Genomic DNA, 17786 nt, shown 5'->3' on the forward strand with positions numbered 1-17786 from the left:
AGGAGTGCAGTGCTGTTTAGATCCCGGCCAGCGCCAGGTCCATCGCAAAGTAAGTGAAGATCAGATCTGCACCCGCGCGCTTGATCGCCCCAAGGCTTTCACGCACCACGCGATCTTCATCAATCGCCCCGGCTTGTGCGCCGAACTTGATCATCGCGTACTCGCCGCTGACCTGATACGCCGCCAGCGGCAGGTTCGAGGCTTCGCGGATATCACGGATGATGTCCAGATACGCGCCGGCCGGTTTGACCATCAGCGCATCGGCGCCTTCCTGTTCGTCCAGCAGCGATTCGCGCAGGGCTTCGCGGCGGTTCATCGGGTTCATCTGGTAGCTTTTGCGGTCGCCCTTGAGCGCGCTGCCACCGGCCTCGCGGAACGGGCCGTAAAGTGCGGAGGCGAATTTTGTCGAGTAGGCCATGATCGGAATCTGGGTGAAACCGGCGGCATCGAGTGCCTGGCGAATCGCTCGCACCTGACCGTCCATCGCCGCCGACGGGGCAATCACATCTGCGCCCGCCCGCGCCGCTGCCACGGCTTGTTTGCCGAGGTTGACCAAGGTCTGATCATTGTCGACTTCATGGTTGTGCATCACGCCGCAGTGGCCGTGATCGGTGTATTCGCAGAAGCAGGTGTCGGACATCACGATCATTTCCGGCACGGCATCCTTGGCGATGCGCGACATGCGCGAGACCAGACCGTTTTCGCGCCAGGTATCGCTGCCGTTGCTGTCCAGATGGTGGGACACGCCGAAGGTCATCACCGATTTGACGCCGGCACGGGCGTAGCGCTCGATCTCGCTGGCCAGTTTGCGCTCGGGAATGCGCATCACCCCGGGCATGCTCTTGATCGGCACGAAGTCATCGATTTCTTCCTCGACGAAAATCGGCAGCACCAGATCGTTCAGGCTGAATTCGGTTTCCTGGAACAGACTGCGCAGGCTCGCATTGCGGCGCAGACGGCGGGGACGTGCTTCGGGGAACTGACTGGACATGGGGCCTTCCTGAAACCTGCAGATGAGACGAAAGTCGTAGGGGGCGAAGCTTATGCCTTGCGGGGGTTGAGGTACAAACCTGGATCAATCAAGAGTGCATTACCGGGGGTGCAATAATCATCGGGGTTACGCTGGCGCGTCTTGCCTTCAGAGAGTCAACTGTCCGTCAATGCAGGTCACCACAGCACCGCCAACCCAGATTTCGTCGCCAAGCCGATGAACCCGAATCCGCCCCGCTCGGCCCATGCTCAAACCCTGACTGACGGTGTAGGAATCTGGCGCCAGCCCTTCGCCGAGTAACCATTGAGCCATCCCGGCATTCAGACTTCCGGTGGCCGGATCCTCGGGCATACCATCCCCGGAAATAAACGCGCGCACCTCAAACTGTGCCTCATCACCCTCGCGCTCAGGATCCCACGGAGCGATGACGCCAACCGCCAGACCAAGCATTTGCGCATGATCCGGTTGCAGGTTCAGCACCTGCTGCCGATCGCTGAGCATCACGGCCAGCCATCCCGCGCCGTTGTCCACCCATTGCGCACGAACAATGGCGTCGCTGGCAAGGCCAAGACCTCGCTGCACTCGCGCCATAATCTCGGACTCAACCGGTCCCGTCCTTATAAGTGGCGGTGCGAGAAACGCGAGTTCCTTGCCCTCGCGCCGAATCCGCACTAACCCGACGCCGCACTCCTGAATGATCTCGTCGCCCATTGGCGTGCCCCCCGCCTCGAGCCAGGCATGGCAGGTACCGAGCGTTGGATGACCGGCAAACGGCAATTCGTTCAACGTGGTGAAAATCCGCACCCGATAATCGGCGCGAGGATCCCGCGGTTCAAGAATGAACGTGGTTTCGCTCAAATTGGTCCATGCGGCAAACGCAGCCATGCGTTCATCGCTCAGGGAGTCGGCGCCAAATACCACCGCCAGCGGATTGCCTTTGAGCGCTATCTGGCTGAAAACGTCGACTTGCTTGAAATCGAATGAACGCATACACAGGCCTTTATTGAGGAATAGTCAAACCACGCACCACCGCCGGTCGCGCCAGGAAGCGTTCCAGCACGCGGGTGACATTCGGGAAATTGCTGATGCCGACCAAGTCACCGGCCTCGTAGAAGCCAATCAAATTGCGCACCCACGGAAACGTGGCGATGTCGGCGATGGTGTAGCGCTCGCCCATGATCCAGTCGCGCCCTTCGAGGCGGGTGTCGAGCACCTTGAGCAGGCGTTTGCTTTCGTCGACGTAGCGATCACGCGGACGCTTGTCTTCGTAGTCCTTGCCGGCAAATTTGTTGAAGAAGCCGAGTTGGCCGAACATCGGGCCGATACCACCCATCTGGAACATCAGCCACTGAATGGTTTCGTAGCGCAGCGCGCCTTCCTGAGCGAGCAATTGCCCGCTCTTGTCGGCCAGATAGATCAGAATCGCGCCGGATTCGAACAGCGGCAACGGTTGGTCTTCAGGGCCGTGGGGGTCGAGGATCGCCGGGATCTTGTTGTTCGGATTCAGCGACAGGAACGCCGGGGACAACTGGTCATTAGTGTCGAAACCGACGCGGTGCGGCTCGTACGGCAGGCCGATCTCTTCGAGCATGATCGAGACTTTGACGCCATTGGGGGTCGGCAAAGAGTAGAGCTGAATCCAGTCTGGGTACTGCGCGGGCCACTTTTGGGTGATCGGGAACGCGGACAGATCGGTCATGGGAAGCATCCAGTCACAAATGAAAGGCCTGAGCATAATCCAGGATCATCCGCTCTAGCTCGGGTTCTTTTCCCGGACGGCCACCTGCTTACTTAATTTCGCAACATCCTGTCGCTAACCTGCGAACAAGCCATTGAGGGTTGCCGATAGAGTGCTGCGCACTTTTGCCGATCGAACCAAACGGCCTCAGAGGACTCTGAGTTATGCCTTTCGCAAGGGAAGCGCAAACGACATGGAAAACACCCGGTGCTGGGAGCCCGCGGTGTAAAGGTTTGTCAGCCTTAACCGAACACGCTGAAGAATTCTTAATTTCATGACGAACCTTATGAGTTTCGCCAAACGCTTCAAACATCGCGCTTATGTGGCCCTGCCCTCCCTGTTGGCGGTCAGCGCGCTGTTTCTGTCGCTGGAATCCAGTGAAAGCCGTGCGCAGCCGGTCGACGGCACGCAGACTCTGGTGTTCCTGCGCCACGCTGAAAAACCCGAGGGCGGTCTCGGCCAGCTCAACTGCCAGGGCCTGAACCGTGCCATCGACCTGTCGACGCTGCTGCCGGAGAAATTCGGCAAGGCTGACTACGTGTTCGCCGCCAATCCGACGCGCAATGTCGAGGAAGGCGAGCTGGACAATTCCTACAGTTACATTCGCCCGCTGATGACCATCAGCCCGGCCGCGATCAAGCTCGGCCTGCCGGTGAACATCGAGTTCTCGGCCAACGACACCAGCGATCTGGCGCGTGAGCTGCTTGATGACAAGTATCACAACTCGACGATCTACACCGCCTGGTCACACGGCTATCTGCCGGAGCTGATCAACAAGGTGGCAGGCAACGCGGTCGGCGAAAAGCAGAGCATCACCGATGACTGGGCGGGCAACGACTTTGACTCGCTGTATGTGCTGACCCTGACCTGGCACAACGGCAAGGCCAGTCTGCAGAGCCATAGCTACAAGCAGGGGCTGGATAATGGCAAGGAATCTTGCCCGACTTGAGTTGTGCGGTGTCCGTGCCTGCCCTTTCGCGAGCAGGCTCGCTCCCACAGGGGCTGACGAAGGCACCTGATTCGTGTCCACCGAAAACCCAATGTGGGAGCGAGCCTGCTCGCGAAGGGGCCGGTAAAATCAGCCTCAATCTTTCAAACTGACCCGCTCGCGCAAATACTCGATAACCGCCCCGCGCTCACCCGCAAACTCGATCCGCCCGCCCTTCTTCTCCCGCTGAAACACATACATCGGGTCGTAATACTCGCGCAGCAACACTTCGATCCAGTCCCGGAACAGCTCGACTGACCCGCTGCGCGCCTGCTCGGACAGCGCCTCTTCCATCTGCAAAAACATTCGCTGATGGCGCTCGCCACCCAGGCGTCGCTGAATGTTGTGCAGACTGGAAATCAGCCGCTCGGCATACAGCGCAAAGCCCTGCTCGCCATGCACCGCGACGAACTCGGCGTGCAGGTCAATCACATAATCCTGGAGGATGCGCTCGACGCGGTTTTCGATGCTGTCTTCCAGCCAGACCAGCGGTGCCGCTTGCATGCCTTTGTACAGCGGCAATGGCAAGGCGCAACTGCCGACCACTCGACTTTCGTCCTCCAGGACAAATTGACTGATCCCGCCCGCACGCTTCTTCAGCACATCGACGGCCAACCGGTTTTCGAAATCGATGTTGGTCGGTTGCCCGATGGCCCGTTTGCCGAAACTCGACCCCCGGTGATTGGCATGGCCTTCCAGATCCAGACTGTTGCTCAACTGCACCAGCACTTCGGTTTTGCCGGTCCCGGTCATGCCGCCCAGTAGTACCAATTCACACTCGGCCACCGCCTGATCGACGGTCTCCAGCAGAAAAGTACGCATAGCCTTGTAACCGCCGCCGACACGCGGGTAATCGATACCGCCCTCTTCCTTGATCCATTGCTGGACGATCTGCGAACGCAGGCCGCCGCGGAAGCAGTACAGGTAGCCATCGGGATTGGCCCGGGCGAACTCGACCCAGCCTTGAATGCGCTGCTCCCTGACCTCGTTGGACACCAACCGCTCACCCAAGGCAATCGCGGCTTGCTGCCCGTGTTCCTTGTAACAAGTGCCAACCAGTTCGCGTTCACGGTCATTCATCAGCGGCAAGTTGACCACGCCGGGAAACGCGCCGTGGGCGAATTCAATCGGCGCACGGGCATCCATCATCGGCCGGTCGTTGAGGAAGATGTCACGGTAATCAGTGCAGTCGCGGAACATCAAATCACCTCGACTGCGTTCGTCTGTCGCTCAACCAGTTCACCGATTGGCGCAAGGTTCAGGCCCAGTTCGGCGGCGACGGCGAGGAACTCGTCATTGCCTTCAGGCGTGACGGCGATGAGCAGGCCGCCGCTGGTTTGCGGGTCGCACAGTACGCGTTTGTGCAACTCCTGCACGCGCCCAACCTTGCTTGCGTAACTGTCGAAATTGCGCAACGTACCGCCGGGCACACAGCCCTGATCGAGGTAATACTCGACGCTGTCCAGACGCGGCACGAGGTCATAGCGGATGCGCGCGGTCAGTTGGCTGCCATCGGCCATTTCCACCAGATGCCCGAGCAGTCCGAAACCGGTGACGTCGGTCATCGCGGTGACGCCGGCCAGTTTGCCGAAGCGGCTGCCGGGTTTGTTCAACGTGCACATCCAGTCGCGAGCCACGCCAACGTCGCTGTGGCGCAACTTGCCCTTCTTCTCGGCGGTGGTGAGGATGCCGATGCCCAGCGGTTTGGTCAGGTACAGCAAGCAACCAGCGGTGGCGGTGTCGTTACGCTTCATGTGGCGTTTTTCGACGAGACCGGTCACGGCCAGGCCGAAGATCGGCTCCGGTGCATCGATCGAGTGCCCGCCGGCCAGCGGAATACCTGCGGCGTCGCACACCGCACGCCCACCACGAATCACTTCCCGCGCCACTTCCGGCGCCAGCACATTGACCGGCCAGCCGAGGATCGCAATCGCCATCAACGGATCGCCGCCCATGGCGTAGATGTCGCTGATCGCGTTGGTCGCGGCGATACGGCCGAAGTCGAACGGGTCATCGACAATCGGCATGAAAAAATCAGTGGTCGACACAACGCCGCGCTCGGCATCGATCTCATACACCGCCGCGTCATCGCGCGAGGCATTGCCGACCCACAGCTTCGGATCAAGGTTCTGCGCGCCGCTGCCGGCCAGAATCACTTCCAGCACCTGCGGAGAAATCTTGCAGCCACAACCGGCGCCGTGGCTGTATTGGGTCAGACGAATCGGCTCACTCATCAGGAGGGTCTCTGGCAGGGAATGGGGCGGATTCTAGCAGAGAGCGGAACTTGCAATTTGTCTGGTGACTGTCAAGGCGCCTACGCGAGCAGTCAATGAACACTTCACTGCAAAAGCGCAGAAAGTGCCCTGATGAAAAATCATCTGCCACTGTTAGACGGTTCCTACACCGATTTCACTGGTTACATGTTTGGGCTACGGCGGGTTGCGTCTTTGCCTACAACAACGCCAGAATCGCCCGGCTTGTGTGCATGGTGGGTGGCCTCTATCGTTTACTCGTCGCTGAAATGTCTCAGCGAACGGGCTTGGCGGCTCGGATTTATCTGTTCATACGAGCAACCCTGAAATGAGTGGCGATGCTTTCTTGTCCTCACACATCTGTCATGGCGGGTTGCACAAGGATTCCTTCGGGAATGCCGGTTTTTCGTGTGAGCCGGTCCGCCAATCTTGTGTAGTCCGCCACCCAATCTGCTTGGCGGCAGAAGGTGGTCTCTTTATTCACACGGAGATTCATCATGATCAAGCCAAGTCCAAATCCCCCCAGCACCATGTTCATGGTCGCGCCCAACATCGACACCGAATCCCTACTCGCCAACGCCTGCGAATCATTGGCCTCTGCCAACGTGATGCTGGCCGAATTTGCCGCCGTGCTGAACGGCCAAAATCGAAACACCGTGCTGGGCATCGCCCAGATCGTCATGCTCGGTGAACTTGCAGTCAATCGGGCCTTGGACAATATCGATCCGCAACAATAAAGATCAAAAGATCGCAGCCTGCGACAGCACCTACAGGAAAACGCGAATTCCCGTGTAGGAGCTGCCGCAGGCTGCGATCTTTTGCTTTAACCAAAAAAAACCGCCCTTTCGGGCGGCTAAAAGTGCTTCGACCCTAAATCAGAAGCCAAGGCTGAAGCTGACGGTCATCGCGTGATCGTTGTTGTCGTTCGACAGTTGTCCCGAGTAGCCGATTCCGAGTTTGCCGGTCGGGCTGATCTGGAAGTCCACGCCCGCTTCGACGATGGCACTGTCCTTGGCAATCGGTACGCCCTGAGTGCTGAACGAGGCGCCGCCGTCGATGAAGGTCAGATCCGCGTCAGGCTTGGTGTCGCCGAAGGCATGCCGCCAGCCGACGGCCGCGCGCGGGGTGAATTGCCCGCCGTTGGCCAGGGTGATGACTTTGCCGGCGCGCAAGCCGAGGGTGGAGAAGGTGATGTCTTGATCGGCATCGGCCTTCAGGCGCCCTGCTCCGCCTTTTTCCTTGGCCTTGTCGGTGTCGTAGTTGACGTAAGCCAGACCGGCGAACGGCTCCAGCGCAATACCGGCGGCGTCGATGGTGTAACCGACTTCGCCGAACACTTGGGCGCTGCGTGCGTCGTAGTTGGCCTTCAAGCGGTCGTTGTAGGTGCCGACGCTGACGTCGCGTTTGGTCTCGATGTCGTGCCAGCTATAAGCCGCGCCGAGGCGCACGGCCAGTGCGTCCAACTGCGAGTTGAGGTACGCCGCCAGGTGATAGCTCTCGACCGTGGCATCCGAACGACGATCATGCGCGTCGAGGTCGCTGCGGGTGTAACCGGCGGCCATGCCCACGCGCCACTGGTCATCAAGCTGCTTGTCGGTGCCGAGCATGAAGCCGCTGAGGTTGCGATCAAGCCTGGCGCTGTTGCTGTCGCCATCCGATTCACCCCAAGCGCCGAGTGCGCGCGCCCAGCCGACCATTTCGCCGTGGCAACCGTTGCTGCTCAGTTGGTTGTCGCTTGGCGCCAGGGCGCGGCGTGGATCATCCGGCGCGCTGCACGACGGTTGGCGCATGCGATCGTTGACGGCCTCCCGCACGTAGCGCGAATCCTCAAGGATTGCGCTGGCGGTGCTGGCGTGGATTTCGCCGGACAGACTGTCGAAGGCATTGCGTGCACCGGCCACGCTGAGGTTGACGATTTCGTTCTGCAACGCAGCCCCCGCCGCACCGTTACGCGACAACGCTGACGCGGTGTTGCGCTGGTTGCCCGTGGCCGCCACGTCGGCGAACGAGTTGCCGTTGCGGCTGACCGCCAGGGTCACCGAATCGGCACCGTAGACCAGCGAGCTGTTGAGGAAAGCGTACTGCGGCAAATCGGCACTGCTGAAGGTGCCGGTGACACCGCCGCCCGCCGTGATCAGCGAATACACGGTGTTGCCGGTGAACGGTGCGAGCGAATTCACCTGCAAGCCGCCGCCAAGCGCCGCCGCACCGCCGACTGCCAGCGGTGTAGCGGTTGGCGAACTGATGGTCAGCGCCAACACACCGGTTGGAGCATTGGTCAGGTTACCGGCGACGCTCAGGGTTCCCGCCTCGCCACCTGAAGCCACCAGACCGTTGTTGACGATTGAACCGACGCTGCCGTTACCGCTCAGGGCCGCGCCGCTGGCCACGGTGATTTGCCCGCCCAACGAGGCGCGCGCGGCACGACTACCCACCTGCAGCACGCCTTGATCGACCGAAACGGTACCGCTGAACGGATTATCACCAGTCAACAGCAAGGTACCGGTCCCGCGTTTGAGCATCGCACCAAGTCCGCGCAGCGACCCGTTGAATTGACCGTTGAAGTTCTGCACGAACAACAGCGAAGCGTTGTTGAGAATGTTGCCTTGCAGGCTGGTGGTGTTGCCGACCAGCGTACCGCCACTGACGGTGGTGCCACCGCTATAAGTGTTGGCGCCGCTCAGTACCAAGGTGCCGGAATCCAGTTTCTCGATACCGCCCGTGCCCACCAGCGGTGTGGAGATTTCCGCGCTGCCGCCAGCATTGACCCGCACTGGCGCGAGGCTGCCGTCGGCACCGTTGACCGGAGTCAGCGTGCCGCCAGCTCCAGGCACAAGGCTGTAACCGTTGGCGAGGAATTGCAGGCCGGTGAAGTTCTGATTGCCCTGGACGGTGACCGTACCGCCCTGCCCGCCAAACACCGCGAACTGACCGTTGGACGCCAACGCCTGGGTGCCGGTCGGATCGGTCCAGTTGGTGTCCGGCCCCCACACACCGCTGCCGCCCCCGATGCTGCCATCAGGATTGGTGGTGCCGCCGTTCCAGAACTGCACCTCCCCCGGTGTGCCCTGCACCAGCAGGTTTACCTGATTGGCGATGGCGGTTTGCAGGGTCAAGTTGGCCGCCGAGACCGGCAGGCTGCCATAGACCAGACCGTTGTTGGTCAAGCTGCCGCCGTAACTGAACAGTTGATAGACCCCGGTACCGAAGCCGCCGGCGTTGCTGATGTTCAGCGTGCCGTCGAGGGTCAGGTTGCCAGCGACGTTGACCACTGTTGTAGAGCTGGTGGCCGAACCGAGGCTGAAGTCCAGGTCGGTGCCCGAGGACAACGCCAGCGAGCCCACTGACAACGGTGTCGCCGTGCCGCCACCGGCCAGGGTTGCGCCGTCGGCCAGTTGCAGCGCCCCGCCGAGTTGCCCGCCACCGCCGATACTCGCACCGCTGGCGACGTTGACATTGGCGCTGTTGAGCACGCCGTTGATAGTCAATGCGCCGGCCTGCACCGAGGTGTTGCCGGTGAAGGTGTTGTTGCCGGTGAGGAGCAATTCGCCGCTGCCGGTTTTGTTCAGCGTACCGGTGCCGGTGAGGTTGCCGGTGTAGCTGCCGTCAGCATTCTGCTCGAAGGTCAGCGCCGCGTTGTTGACGATCGCACCTTGCAGGCTGCTGGTGTCGCCGCGAGTAATGCCGCCGTTCAGCGTAGTACCACCGCTGTAGGTGTTGGCGCCGCTGAGCACGAGGTCACCTGCGCCGTTTTTCACCAGACTGCCAGTGCCGGTCACAGCGCCCAGCAGCGTGGTGTTCTGGGTGCCGGCCAGGGTCAGTTGCGCGCCGAGGTTGATGGCGTTGGCCAGTTGCAGCGCCGAGGTACTGTCGAGGCTGCCGTTGCCGAGCACACTCAGTGCGCCGCTGCTGATCGCGCTGTTGTTGCCGAGAATCAGCGTGCCGGCGTTGAGCTGAGTGCCACCGCTGTAAGTGTTGCTGCCGTTGAGGGTCAGGCTCGAGGCGCCAGTCTTGATCAGACTGCCGCTGCCGCTGACAACACCGCCGAGGGTCAAGGCGTTGGAGCCAGCGACGTTCAAGCCACCGTTGAGCACCACATCGTTGGCGAGGCTGACGCTGGTGTTGCTGTCCAGCGCGGTGCCGTTGGCCGCCGTCAACACGCCAGTGCCGAGGGCTGCGTTGTTGCCGACCACGATCTTGCCGCCGTTGAGCGCAGTGCCGCCGGTGTAGCCGTTGGCGGCGTTGAGCACCAACGTGCCGGTGTCGTATTTGCCGAGGGTGCCGGCGCCGTTGAGTGCCACGCCGATGGTCGCGGTGGCGTTCGGGTCGACCCGCACCGAAGCGTTGCCGAGTGAACCATTGACCAGATTCAGCGAACCCGCCGTGCCGTTTTGCAGGCTGTAGCCATCGGTGACGAACTGCATGCCAGTGATGGTTTGCGCACCGTTGACGGTCACAGTGCCCGCCGCGCCCTGGAACACCGCGAAGTTGTTGGTCCAGGCCTGATTGGTGGTGCCGTTGACGTCGGTCCAGTCGGTGATGCCAGTTCCCCAGGTGCCGCTGCCGCCATCGACCGAACCGTTGGCGATCAGCTGATTGCCGTCCCAGAACTGCACGGTGACGCCCGGTGCGGTAACCAGCAGGTTGATCTGATTGGCCAGCGCGGTTTGCAGGGTCAGATCGCCCGGGGTGACGCTGCCCGGCACGGTGCCGATGAGCATGCCGTTGTCGGTCAGTCCGCCGGTGTAGTTGATCAGGCGATAGACGCCGCTGCCGAAGCCGCCGATGTCGCTGACGTTGAGAGCGCCGTCGAGGGTCAGGTTGCCGCCGACGTTGACCAGCGCATTACCGCCACCGGACACCGGCGTACCGAGGCCGACGTCGAAGTTGGAGTTGCCGTTGAACACCAGAGAATCCACCGACAAGGTGCTGCCGGTAACGCCCGCCAGATGACCGCCATCGGCCACCGTCACTGCACCGGTCAATGTACCGCCGCCGCCGAGGGTGCCGCCGCTGTTGACCAGCACATTACCGCTGGCCAGCGAACCGTTGACCTGCAAGGTGCCGGCGTTGACGTTGGTGTCGCCGGTCAGGTCGCTGATGCCGCTCAGGGTCAGAGTGCCGGTGCCGAGTTTGGTCAAGCCGCCGTCACCGCTGAGAATGCCTGCAAACGTGCTGCTGACGTTGTTGCCACCGAGGCTCAGCGTGTTGCCGGTGCCGATCAGCGCGGTGCCGTTGCCACTGAGGCTGGCGAGACTGCCGGAAGCGCCGAGGTTGAGCGCCGCGCCACCGCCGAGATTGACCGTGGCGTTATTGCCCAGCGCCGTGCCACTGAGGGTAGTCAGGCTGCCAGACAACACATCGAAGGTGCCGCTAAAGGTGTTGTTGCCAGACAGCGTCACATCGGCCAGACCGTTTTTAGTCAGCGTGCCCGCCCCGGCGATCACACCGCCAAGGGTCAGGTTGTTGTTGCCGGCCAGGCTCAAATTGGCATTGACGTTGAAGCTGTTGGCGAGCACCAGCGGTCCGGAGGTGTCGAGGGTCGATGCACCCGCCACGGTCAGTGCGCCGGCACCCAGCGAAGCGCCAGTGCCGAGGGTCACTGTGCCGGCATTCAGCGTGGTGCCACCGCTGAAGGTGTTGATGCCGTTGAGGGTCAGGTTCGACGCGCCATTCTTGATCAGCCCGCCAGCGCCGCTGACGACTCCCGCAAGGGTCAGGTTGTTGCTGCCGGTGTTGCTCAGGTTGGCGTTGAGCACCACGTTGTTGCCCAGGCTCAGCGCACTGTTGCTGTCCAGCGCCGAGGCGCCGGCCACCGTCAAGTTGCCCAGACCCAACGCCGAATTGCTGCCGGCGGTCAGGGTGCCAGCGTTCAGGTTGATGCCGCCGAGGAAGTTGTTATTGCCGCTCAGGGTCAGGTTGGCCGCGCCGTTTTTGGTCAGGCTGCCGGCGCCGTTGATAGTCCCGGCAAGGGTCAGATTCGCCGTGCCGCCGATGCCGAGATTGCCGGCCAGGTTGACCGCGTTGTTTACCGAAACTGCGGTGGCGGCATCCAGCGTGGTGCCACCCGCCGCGTTCAAGGTGCCCGAACCCAGCGCCGCGTTCGACGCCAGAATCAGTCCGCCCGCGTTCAGCGCCACTGGCCCAAGGAAGGCATTGTTGCCGCCGAGGGTCAGATTGGCCGCGCCGTTTTTGATCAGACCGCCCGTGCCGCCGATCACGCCGTTGAGGGTCAGCGCATTGCTGCCGACCACGGTCAGGTTGCCGTTGAGCGTTGCGGCGTTGCCGAGGGTCACTGCTGCGTTGCTGTCCAGTTGCGAACCGGCATTAGCGGTCAGCGTGCCGCTGCCCAACGCCGTGTTGCTGCCGACGATAATCTTGCCACCGTCCAGTTGCGTGCCGCCGCTGTAGGTGTTGGCGCCGTTGAGCACCAGGGTGCCCGTGTCGAGTTTGTTGAGAATGCCGCTGCCATCGATGTTCACGCCAATGGTGGCGGTCACGCCCGGATCGACCCGCACCGCCGTGGTCCCGCCAGTGCCATTGACGGCGGTTAACTGACCCGCCGTGCCGTTGACCAGGCTGTAACCATCGGTGAGGAACTGCATGCCAGTGACCAACTGCGTGCCGTTAACTGTCACCGTACCCGCCGTGCCCTGGAACACCGCGAAGTCGCCGGCCCAAGGCTGATTGACCAGCCCGTTGGCGTCGGTCCAGTTGGTGCCGACCGCGTTCCAGATGCCGCTGCCGCCATCGACGACGCCGTTGGCAATGGCCTGGCTGCCGTCCCAGTAACGGATGTTGGAGTTCGGTGCCGACACTTGAATGTTGATCTGATTGGCCACCCCGGTCTGCACCACCAGATCGCCGAGCGCGTAACCGACCGGCACGCCGGCAACGTCCAGACCCAGATTGGTCAGGGCACCGGTGTAGTTGAACAGGCGATACACACCGACACCAAAACCGCCGGCGTCGGTGACGTTGAGATTGCCGTCGAGGGTGAGGTTGCCACCGATGTTCATCAGCGAGGCGGTCGAGGGTGTGCCCAGCGCCACATCGACGTTGCTGCCGGCAGCGAGGGTCAGCGCACTTGCCGACAAGGTGTTGCCCGACGAAAGCGCCAGATGCCCGCCATTGTTGATGTTCACCGTGCCAAGCGCCGAGCCGGTACCGCTCAGAGTGCCGCCGGTGTTGACGTTGACCTGCGCGCTGGCCAGCGAACCGCTGAGATCCACGGTGCCGCCATTGATGGCGGTGTTGCCGGTAATGCCGTTGATCCCGGTGAGGTTCAACGTGCCCGTGCCGACCTTGATCAGGCCACCGCTGCCGCTGAGGCCGCCGTCGAAGGTGCTGGTGACGTTGCCGCCGCCGACGGTCAGCGTGTTGCTGCCGGTGAGCTGCACATTGCCGCTGCCGGTCAGCGCGCCAAGGCTGGCGTCGCTGCCCAGATTCAGGCCCGCGCCAGCGCTGATATTCACGCCTGAGGTGCTGCCCAGTGCATTGGTGTTCAACGTGGTGACGCTGCCGGACACGATGTTCAGAGCGCCGGTGAAGGTGTTATTGCCCGCCAGCGTCAGGTCAGACAGACCGTTTTTGGTCAGGCTGCCGGCGCCGTCGATGATGCCGTTGAGGCTCAGGTCATTGTTGCCCGCGACGGTCAGACCGGCGTTCAACGTGATCGCATTGCCGATGCCGAAGGAAGCGCTGTTATCCAGCGTCGCCGCGCCACCGACGATCAACGCGCCGCTGCCCAAGCCGTTGGCATTGCCAAGGGTCAGGGTGCCGCCGTTGAGGGTGGTGCCGCCGCTGAAGGTGTTGTTGCCGTTGAGAGTCAGATTGGCCGCGCCGTTCTTGATCAGCTCGCCAGTGCCGCTGGTGACGCCGCCGAGGGTCAGGTTCTGCGTGCCGCCGACGGTCAGTGCGGCATTGAGGGCGACTGCGTTGTTCAGCGAAACCAGCGGCGAATTGCTGTCCAGCGTTGCGGCGCCGCCCACGGTCAAGGCACCACTGCCCAGCGCCGAACTGTTGCCGACAGTCAGGGTGCCGGCGTTCAGGGTCGTGCCGCCGAGGAAGTTGTTCGCCGCGTTGAGGATCAGATTGGCCGCGCCGTTTTTCACCAGACTGCCGGCGCCGCTGACCAGACCGGTCAGGGTCAGATCGGCCGTGCCGCCGACATTCAAGGCACCGGCCAGGGCCACTGCATTGTTCAGGCTGACGGCGGTGTTGGCGTCCAGCGTCGTGCCTGCCGCCGCATTCAATGTGCCCGAGCCCAGCGCGGTGTTGCTGCCGACAATCAGCTTGCCAGTGTTCAGTGCGGTGTTGCCGAAATAGGTGTTAGCGCCGTTGAGGGTCAGGTCGGCGGCGCCATTTTTGACCAGTCCGCCGATACCGGCGACCACACCGCCAAGGGTCAGCGCATTGGTACCGCCCAGGGTCAGGGTGCCGCCGAGGTTGACGTTGTTGGCCAGTGTCGCTGCGGTGTTGGCATCCAGTGTGGTGCCGTTCGACGCGTTGACGCTGCCCGTGCCCAGCGCAGTGTTGGAACCGACGATCAGTGTGCCGGCGTTCAGCGCCGTGGTGCCGGTGTAGGTATTGGCGCCGTTGAGGGTCAGGCTCGACGCGCCGGTCTTGATCAAACCGTTGCCGCCACTGATCACGCCACCGAGGGTCAGCGCGTTGGCGCCGCCGGCGGTGAGGTTGGCGTTGAGGGTGATCGCGTTGTTCAGCGTCACCGCCGAATTGCTGTTGAGGGTCCCTGCCCCGGCCACGGTCAGTGCGCCCGTGCCGAGTGCCGCGCCGTTGCCGACGGTCAGGCTACCGGCGTTCAACGTGGTGCCGCCGGTGAAGGTGTTGGCGCCGCTGAGGGTCAGGTTGGCCGCGCCGTTCTTGAGCAACTGCCCGGCACCGTTGATCACACCGGCAAGGGTCAGGCCGCTGCTGCCACCGATGGTCAGGGCGCTGTTGAGGTTGACGTTGTTGTTCAGATTAACGGCGGTGTTGCTGTCCAGCGTTGCCGTGTCGGTGACCGACAAGGCGCCAGTGCCCAATGCCGCATCATTACCGACGGTGAGCGTACCGGCCGTCAGCGTCGTGCCGCCGGTAAAGGTGTTGGCGCCGTTGAGAATCAGGCTCGTGAACCCGCGTTTGGTCAGCCCGCCACTGCCGCTGACCACGCCACCCAAGGTCAGGTTGGCGCTGCCACCGATGTCCAGATTGCCGCCGAGGCTGACAGCGTTGGTCAGCGCCACTGCGGTACTGGCGTCGAGCGTGGTGCCCGCCGCCGTGGTCAATGCGCCGGTACCCAGCGCGGTGTTGGAGCCGACGATCAGCGTCCCGGCATTGAGCGCGGTGCCGCCGGTGAAAGTGTTATTGCCGCTGAGGGTCAGGTTTGCGGTGCCGCTCTTGATCAGGTTGCCGGCGCCACTGATGACGCCGCTCAGGCCCAGCGCCTGCGTGCCGCCGATGGTCAGATCTGCCGCCAGCGCGACGGCGTTGGCCAGGGTGACGGCAGCGGTCGCGTCCAGCGTAGTGCCGGCCGCCGTGTTCAGCGCACCGGTACCGAGCGCGGTGTTGCTGCCGACAAACAGGCTGCCGGCATTCAGCGCGGTATTGCCGCTGTTGGTGTTGTTACCGGTCAGGGTCAGGCTGGCGGTGCCGGATTTGGTGATGCCGCCGGTGCCGGACAACACGCCGCCCAGGGTCAGCGCATTGCTGCCGAGCACGTTGAGGGCGCCGGTCATCGCAATGTTATTGGCCAGGGTCACGTTGGCGGTGCTGTCGAGACTGGTGCCAGCAGCGGTGGTCAGCGCGCCGCTGCCCAGCGAATCGTTATTGGTCACCAGCAAGCTGCCGGCGCTCAGGGTGGTGGTGCCGGTATAACCGCTGTTGGCGCCGCTGAGGGTCAGGCTGCCGGTGCCGGTTTTGGTCAGGCCGCTACCGCCGCTGATCAAGCCACCGAGGGTCAGTGCTCCCGTGCCGCCAGCCGTCAATGTGCCGCCGAGGCTGATGGCGTTGGCCAGGCTGATGGTGCCCGGTGCACTCAGCGTCGTCGCGCCAGTCACGTTGAGGGTGCCGGTACTGAACGCCTGATTGTTGCTGACCTGCACCGTGCCGCCATTGAGCGTGGTGTTACCCAGATAGGTGTTGGCGGCGCTGAGGTTAAGTTGGCTGGAGCCGGTTTTGGTCAGGCCACCGCTGCCGGAGATCACCCCGCTCAACGTGGTGGCGTTGGTGCCTTGCACCGTCACACCACCGGCACCGAGGGAAATCAGATTATTGATGTTCAACCCGGCGTTGCTTGCCTGCAGAATCCCGCCGTTAGAGGTCAACACACCGCTGCCGAAGGTGGCGTTGTTGTTGAATTGGGCGATACCACCGTTAAGCGTGGTCGCACCGCTGACCAACGGCCCCTGCAAGGTCCAGGCGCCGCTGTTGATGGTCAGGTTGTTGAAGTTGACATAAGTGGCGCTGGACGCAGTGCCGACACCCGTGGTGCCGCCGCCGACGCCAATCGGATTCTGCAGGATCAGGCTGTTGGTGCCGCCCGCGCCACCGTCGACCGTACCAGTCGGGGCGAAGGTCAGGTTGATGCCGATCAGCCCACCCAGCCCCACACTGACCTGTACGCCGTCACCCACGTTGACGCTGGAGCCGGTCACCGCCGTGAAGGTGTTGGTACTGCTCGCGCCCATCGAAACGCCGCCGGTAATCGTGCCGGCGTTGGTAAAGGTGTTGCCCGCCGCCGACGTCTCGAAGGCGATCCGGCCGTTGATGATGCCGGTGCTGCTGTTGGTCATGTTGACTTGTGAGCCACCGTAGACCCCCACCACCGGGGTATCGGCCAAGGTGATTCCGCCCACCGACAGCCCGGTCGAGGTGATGGTGCCGTTGTTGGTGATGCTGGTGGTGCCGGCCGCCGCGTTGTTCACCGCAATGCCCAGGCCGTCGATGCTGGTCAGATTCAGCCCGAGCAACATGCCCGTCCCGCGGATGATCCCGCTGGCGTTGTTGAGCACGCTGACTGTACTCGTCGCGCCGGTACCGATAAACGCACCGCCGCTCAGTACGGAGACCAGGCCAAGCAACGCCGGGTCGATGGTGCCGGAGTTGTTCAGGCTGATGTTGACCCCGGTCAGGTCCATCACGTGGCCGCCGAGGGTCGCGTTCATCTGCGCCCCGCTGTTGACGTTGACCGTGAGGCCGTTGGTGGCGCTGTTGAAGTTGTTGAGAAACAGCGGCAGGCTCGGCACGCCGGTACAGGTTACGGTCGAGCCGGCCGTGGAGCACGTGGCCAGCGCCGGGGTGCTCACGCCACCCAACAACAGTCCGGCGACGCTCAGGTGCACAGCAAGGGAAAGAGGGGAAAAACGCGAGACGAGGGCGACACCAAACCTTGCTTCCACGGGCTACTCCTTGTCGTGGTCAATTCTTCCTTGAAGGCGTGCGAAGCCTGCTTATTCCACACGCGAATCAAGAGCGCGACGGTCATCAGAAAACCGTTGAATGCTCACAACGCTAGTAGACGCCCAGACATGGGGCACGGATTAAATGGTGTTAATACTTTAATACTAGCCGCTCTAGGACGAGGGTTTCGGCCAATAGAAAGGGAGATTTGAACGCACAACATCGCCCTTGTTGGAGGTGCGGCACGCTGCGATCTTTTGCTCTTCATCTTTAAAGCAAAATCCAAAGATCGCAGCGTGCCGCAGCTCCTACAGTGGCAACCGGGAGGAGTTGGTATGGCTTATGCAAACGTTTGCGAACCGTCAATCCCGGCATTTTCGCCACACATCCAGTAGGCCCACAGAATCCGGGCCTTGA

Annotated in this window: 8 protein-coding genes; 2 read left to right on the forward strand and 6 right to left on the reverse strand. The window is 62.4% G+C overall.

Annotated features, from left to right (window positions below; genetic code table 11):
• Positions 1–16: 16 nt before the first annotated feature.
• The 3 genes from hemB to ACA043_RS19695 all read right to left on the reverse strand — a co-directional run bounded on the left by hemB (position 17) and on the right by ACA043_RS19695 (position 2690).
• Entirely contained in the window at positions 17–991 is a 975-nt protein-coding gene (hemB, locus tag ACA043_RS19685; protein WP_187677617.1) for a porphobilinogen synthase, read from the reverse strand.
• A 147-nt stretch (positions 992–1138) separates the two neighbouring features.
• Complete coding sequence (locus ACA043_RS19690) at positions 1139–1981, reverse strand: PhzF family phenazine biosynthesis protein (protein ID WP_497657767.1); 843 nt, start codon at positions 1979–1981, stop codon at positions 1139–1141.
• Positions 1982–1991: 10 nt separating this feature from the next.
• Positions 1992–2690, reverse strand: a complete 699-nt coding sequence (locus ACA043_RS19695; protein WP_187677615.1) for a glutathione binding-like protein — start codon at positions 2688–2690, stop codon at positions 1992–1994.
• A 313-nt stretch (positions 2691–3003) separates the two neighbouring features.
• On the opposite strand from ACA043_RS19695, the gene ACA043_RS19700 reads away from it, so the two are divergent.
• Positions 3004–3678: a histidine phosphatase family protein gene (locus ACA043_RS19700; protein ID WP_187677614.1), complete on the forward strand. Its 675-nt coding sequence runs from the start codon at positions 3004–3006 to the stop codon at positions 3676–3678.
• A 135-nt stretch (positions 3679–3813) separates the two neighbouring features.
• Here ACA043_RS19700 and mnmH read toward each other — a convergent pair whose 3' ends face one another.
• On the reverse strand, positions 3814–4917 hold the full coding sequence (gene mnmH / locus ACA043_RS19705; RefSeq protein WP_401268407.1) for a tRNA 2-selenouridine(34) synthase MnmH: 1104 nt from the start codon (positions 4915–4917) through the stop codon (positions 3814–3816).
• Entirely contained in the window at positions 4917–5951 is a 1035-nt protein-coding gene (gene selD, locus ACA043_RS19710) for a selenide, water dikinase SelD (RefSeq protein WP_497614832.1), read from the reverse strand. Before selD ends, mnmH begins: the two co-directional genes overlap by 1 nt.
• Before the next feature lie 515 nt (positions 5952–6466).
• Here selD and ACA043_RS19715 point away from each other — a divergent pair.
• On the forward strand, positions 6467–6706 hold the full coding sequence (locus tag ACA043_RS19715) for a DUF6124 family protein (protein WP_497657768.1): 240 nt from the start codon (positions 6467–6469) through the stop codon (positions 6704–6706).
• Between the two features lie 138 nt (positions 6707–6844).
• Here ACA043_RS19715 and ACA043_RS19720 read toward each other — a convergent pair whose 3' ends face one another.
• The gene (locus tag ACA043_RS19720) at positions 6845–17368 is read right to left on the reverse strand and encodes an autotransporter-associated beta strand repeat-containing protein (protein WP_497657769.1); all 10524 of its coding nucleotides are present in this window, start codon (positions 17366–17368) and stop codon (positions 6845–6847) included.
• Positions 17369–17786: the final 418 nt, after the last annotated feature.

The sequence above is a fragment of the Pseudomonas sp. LBUM1648 genome, from assembly GCF_059716145.1.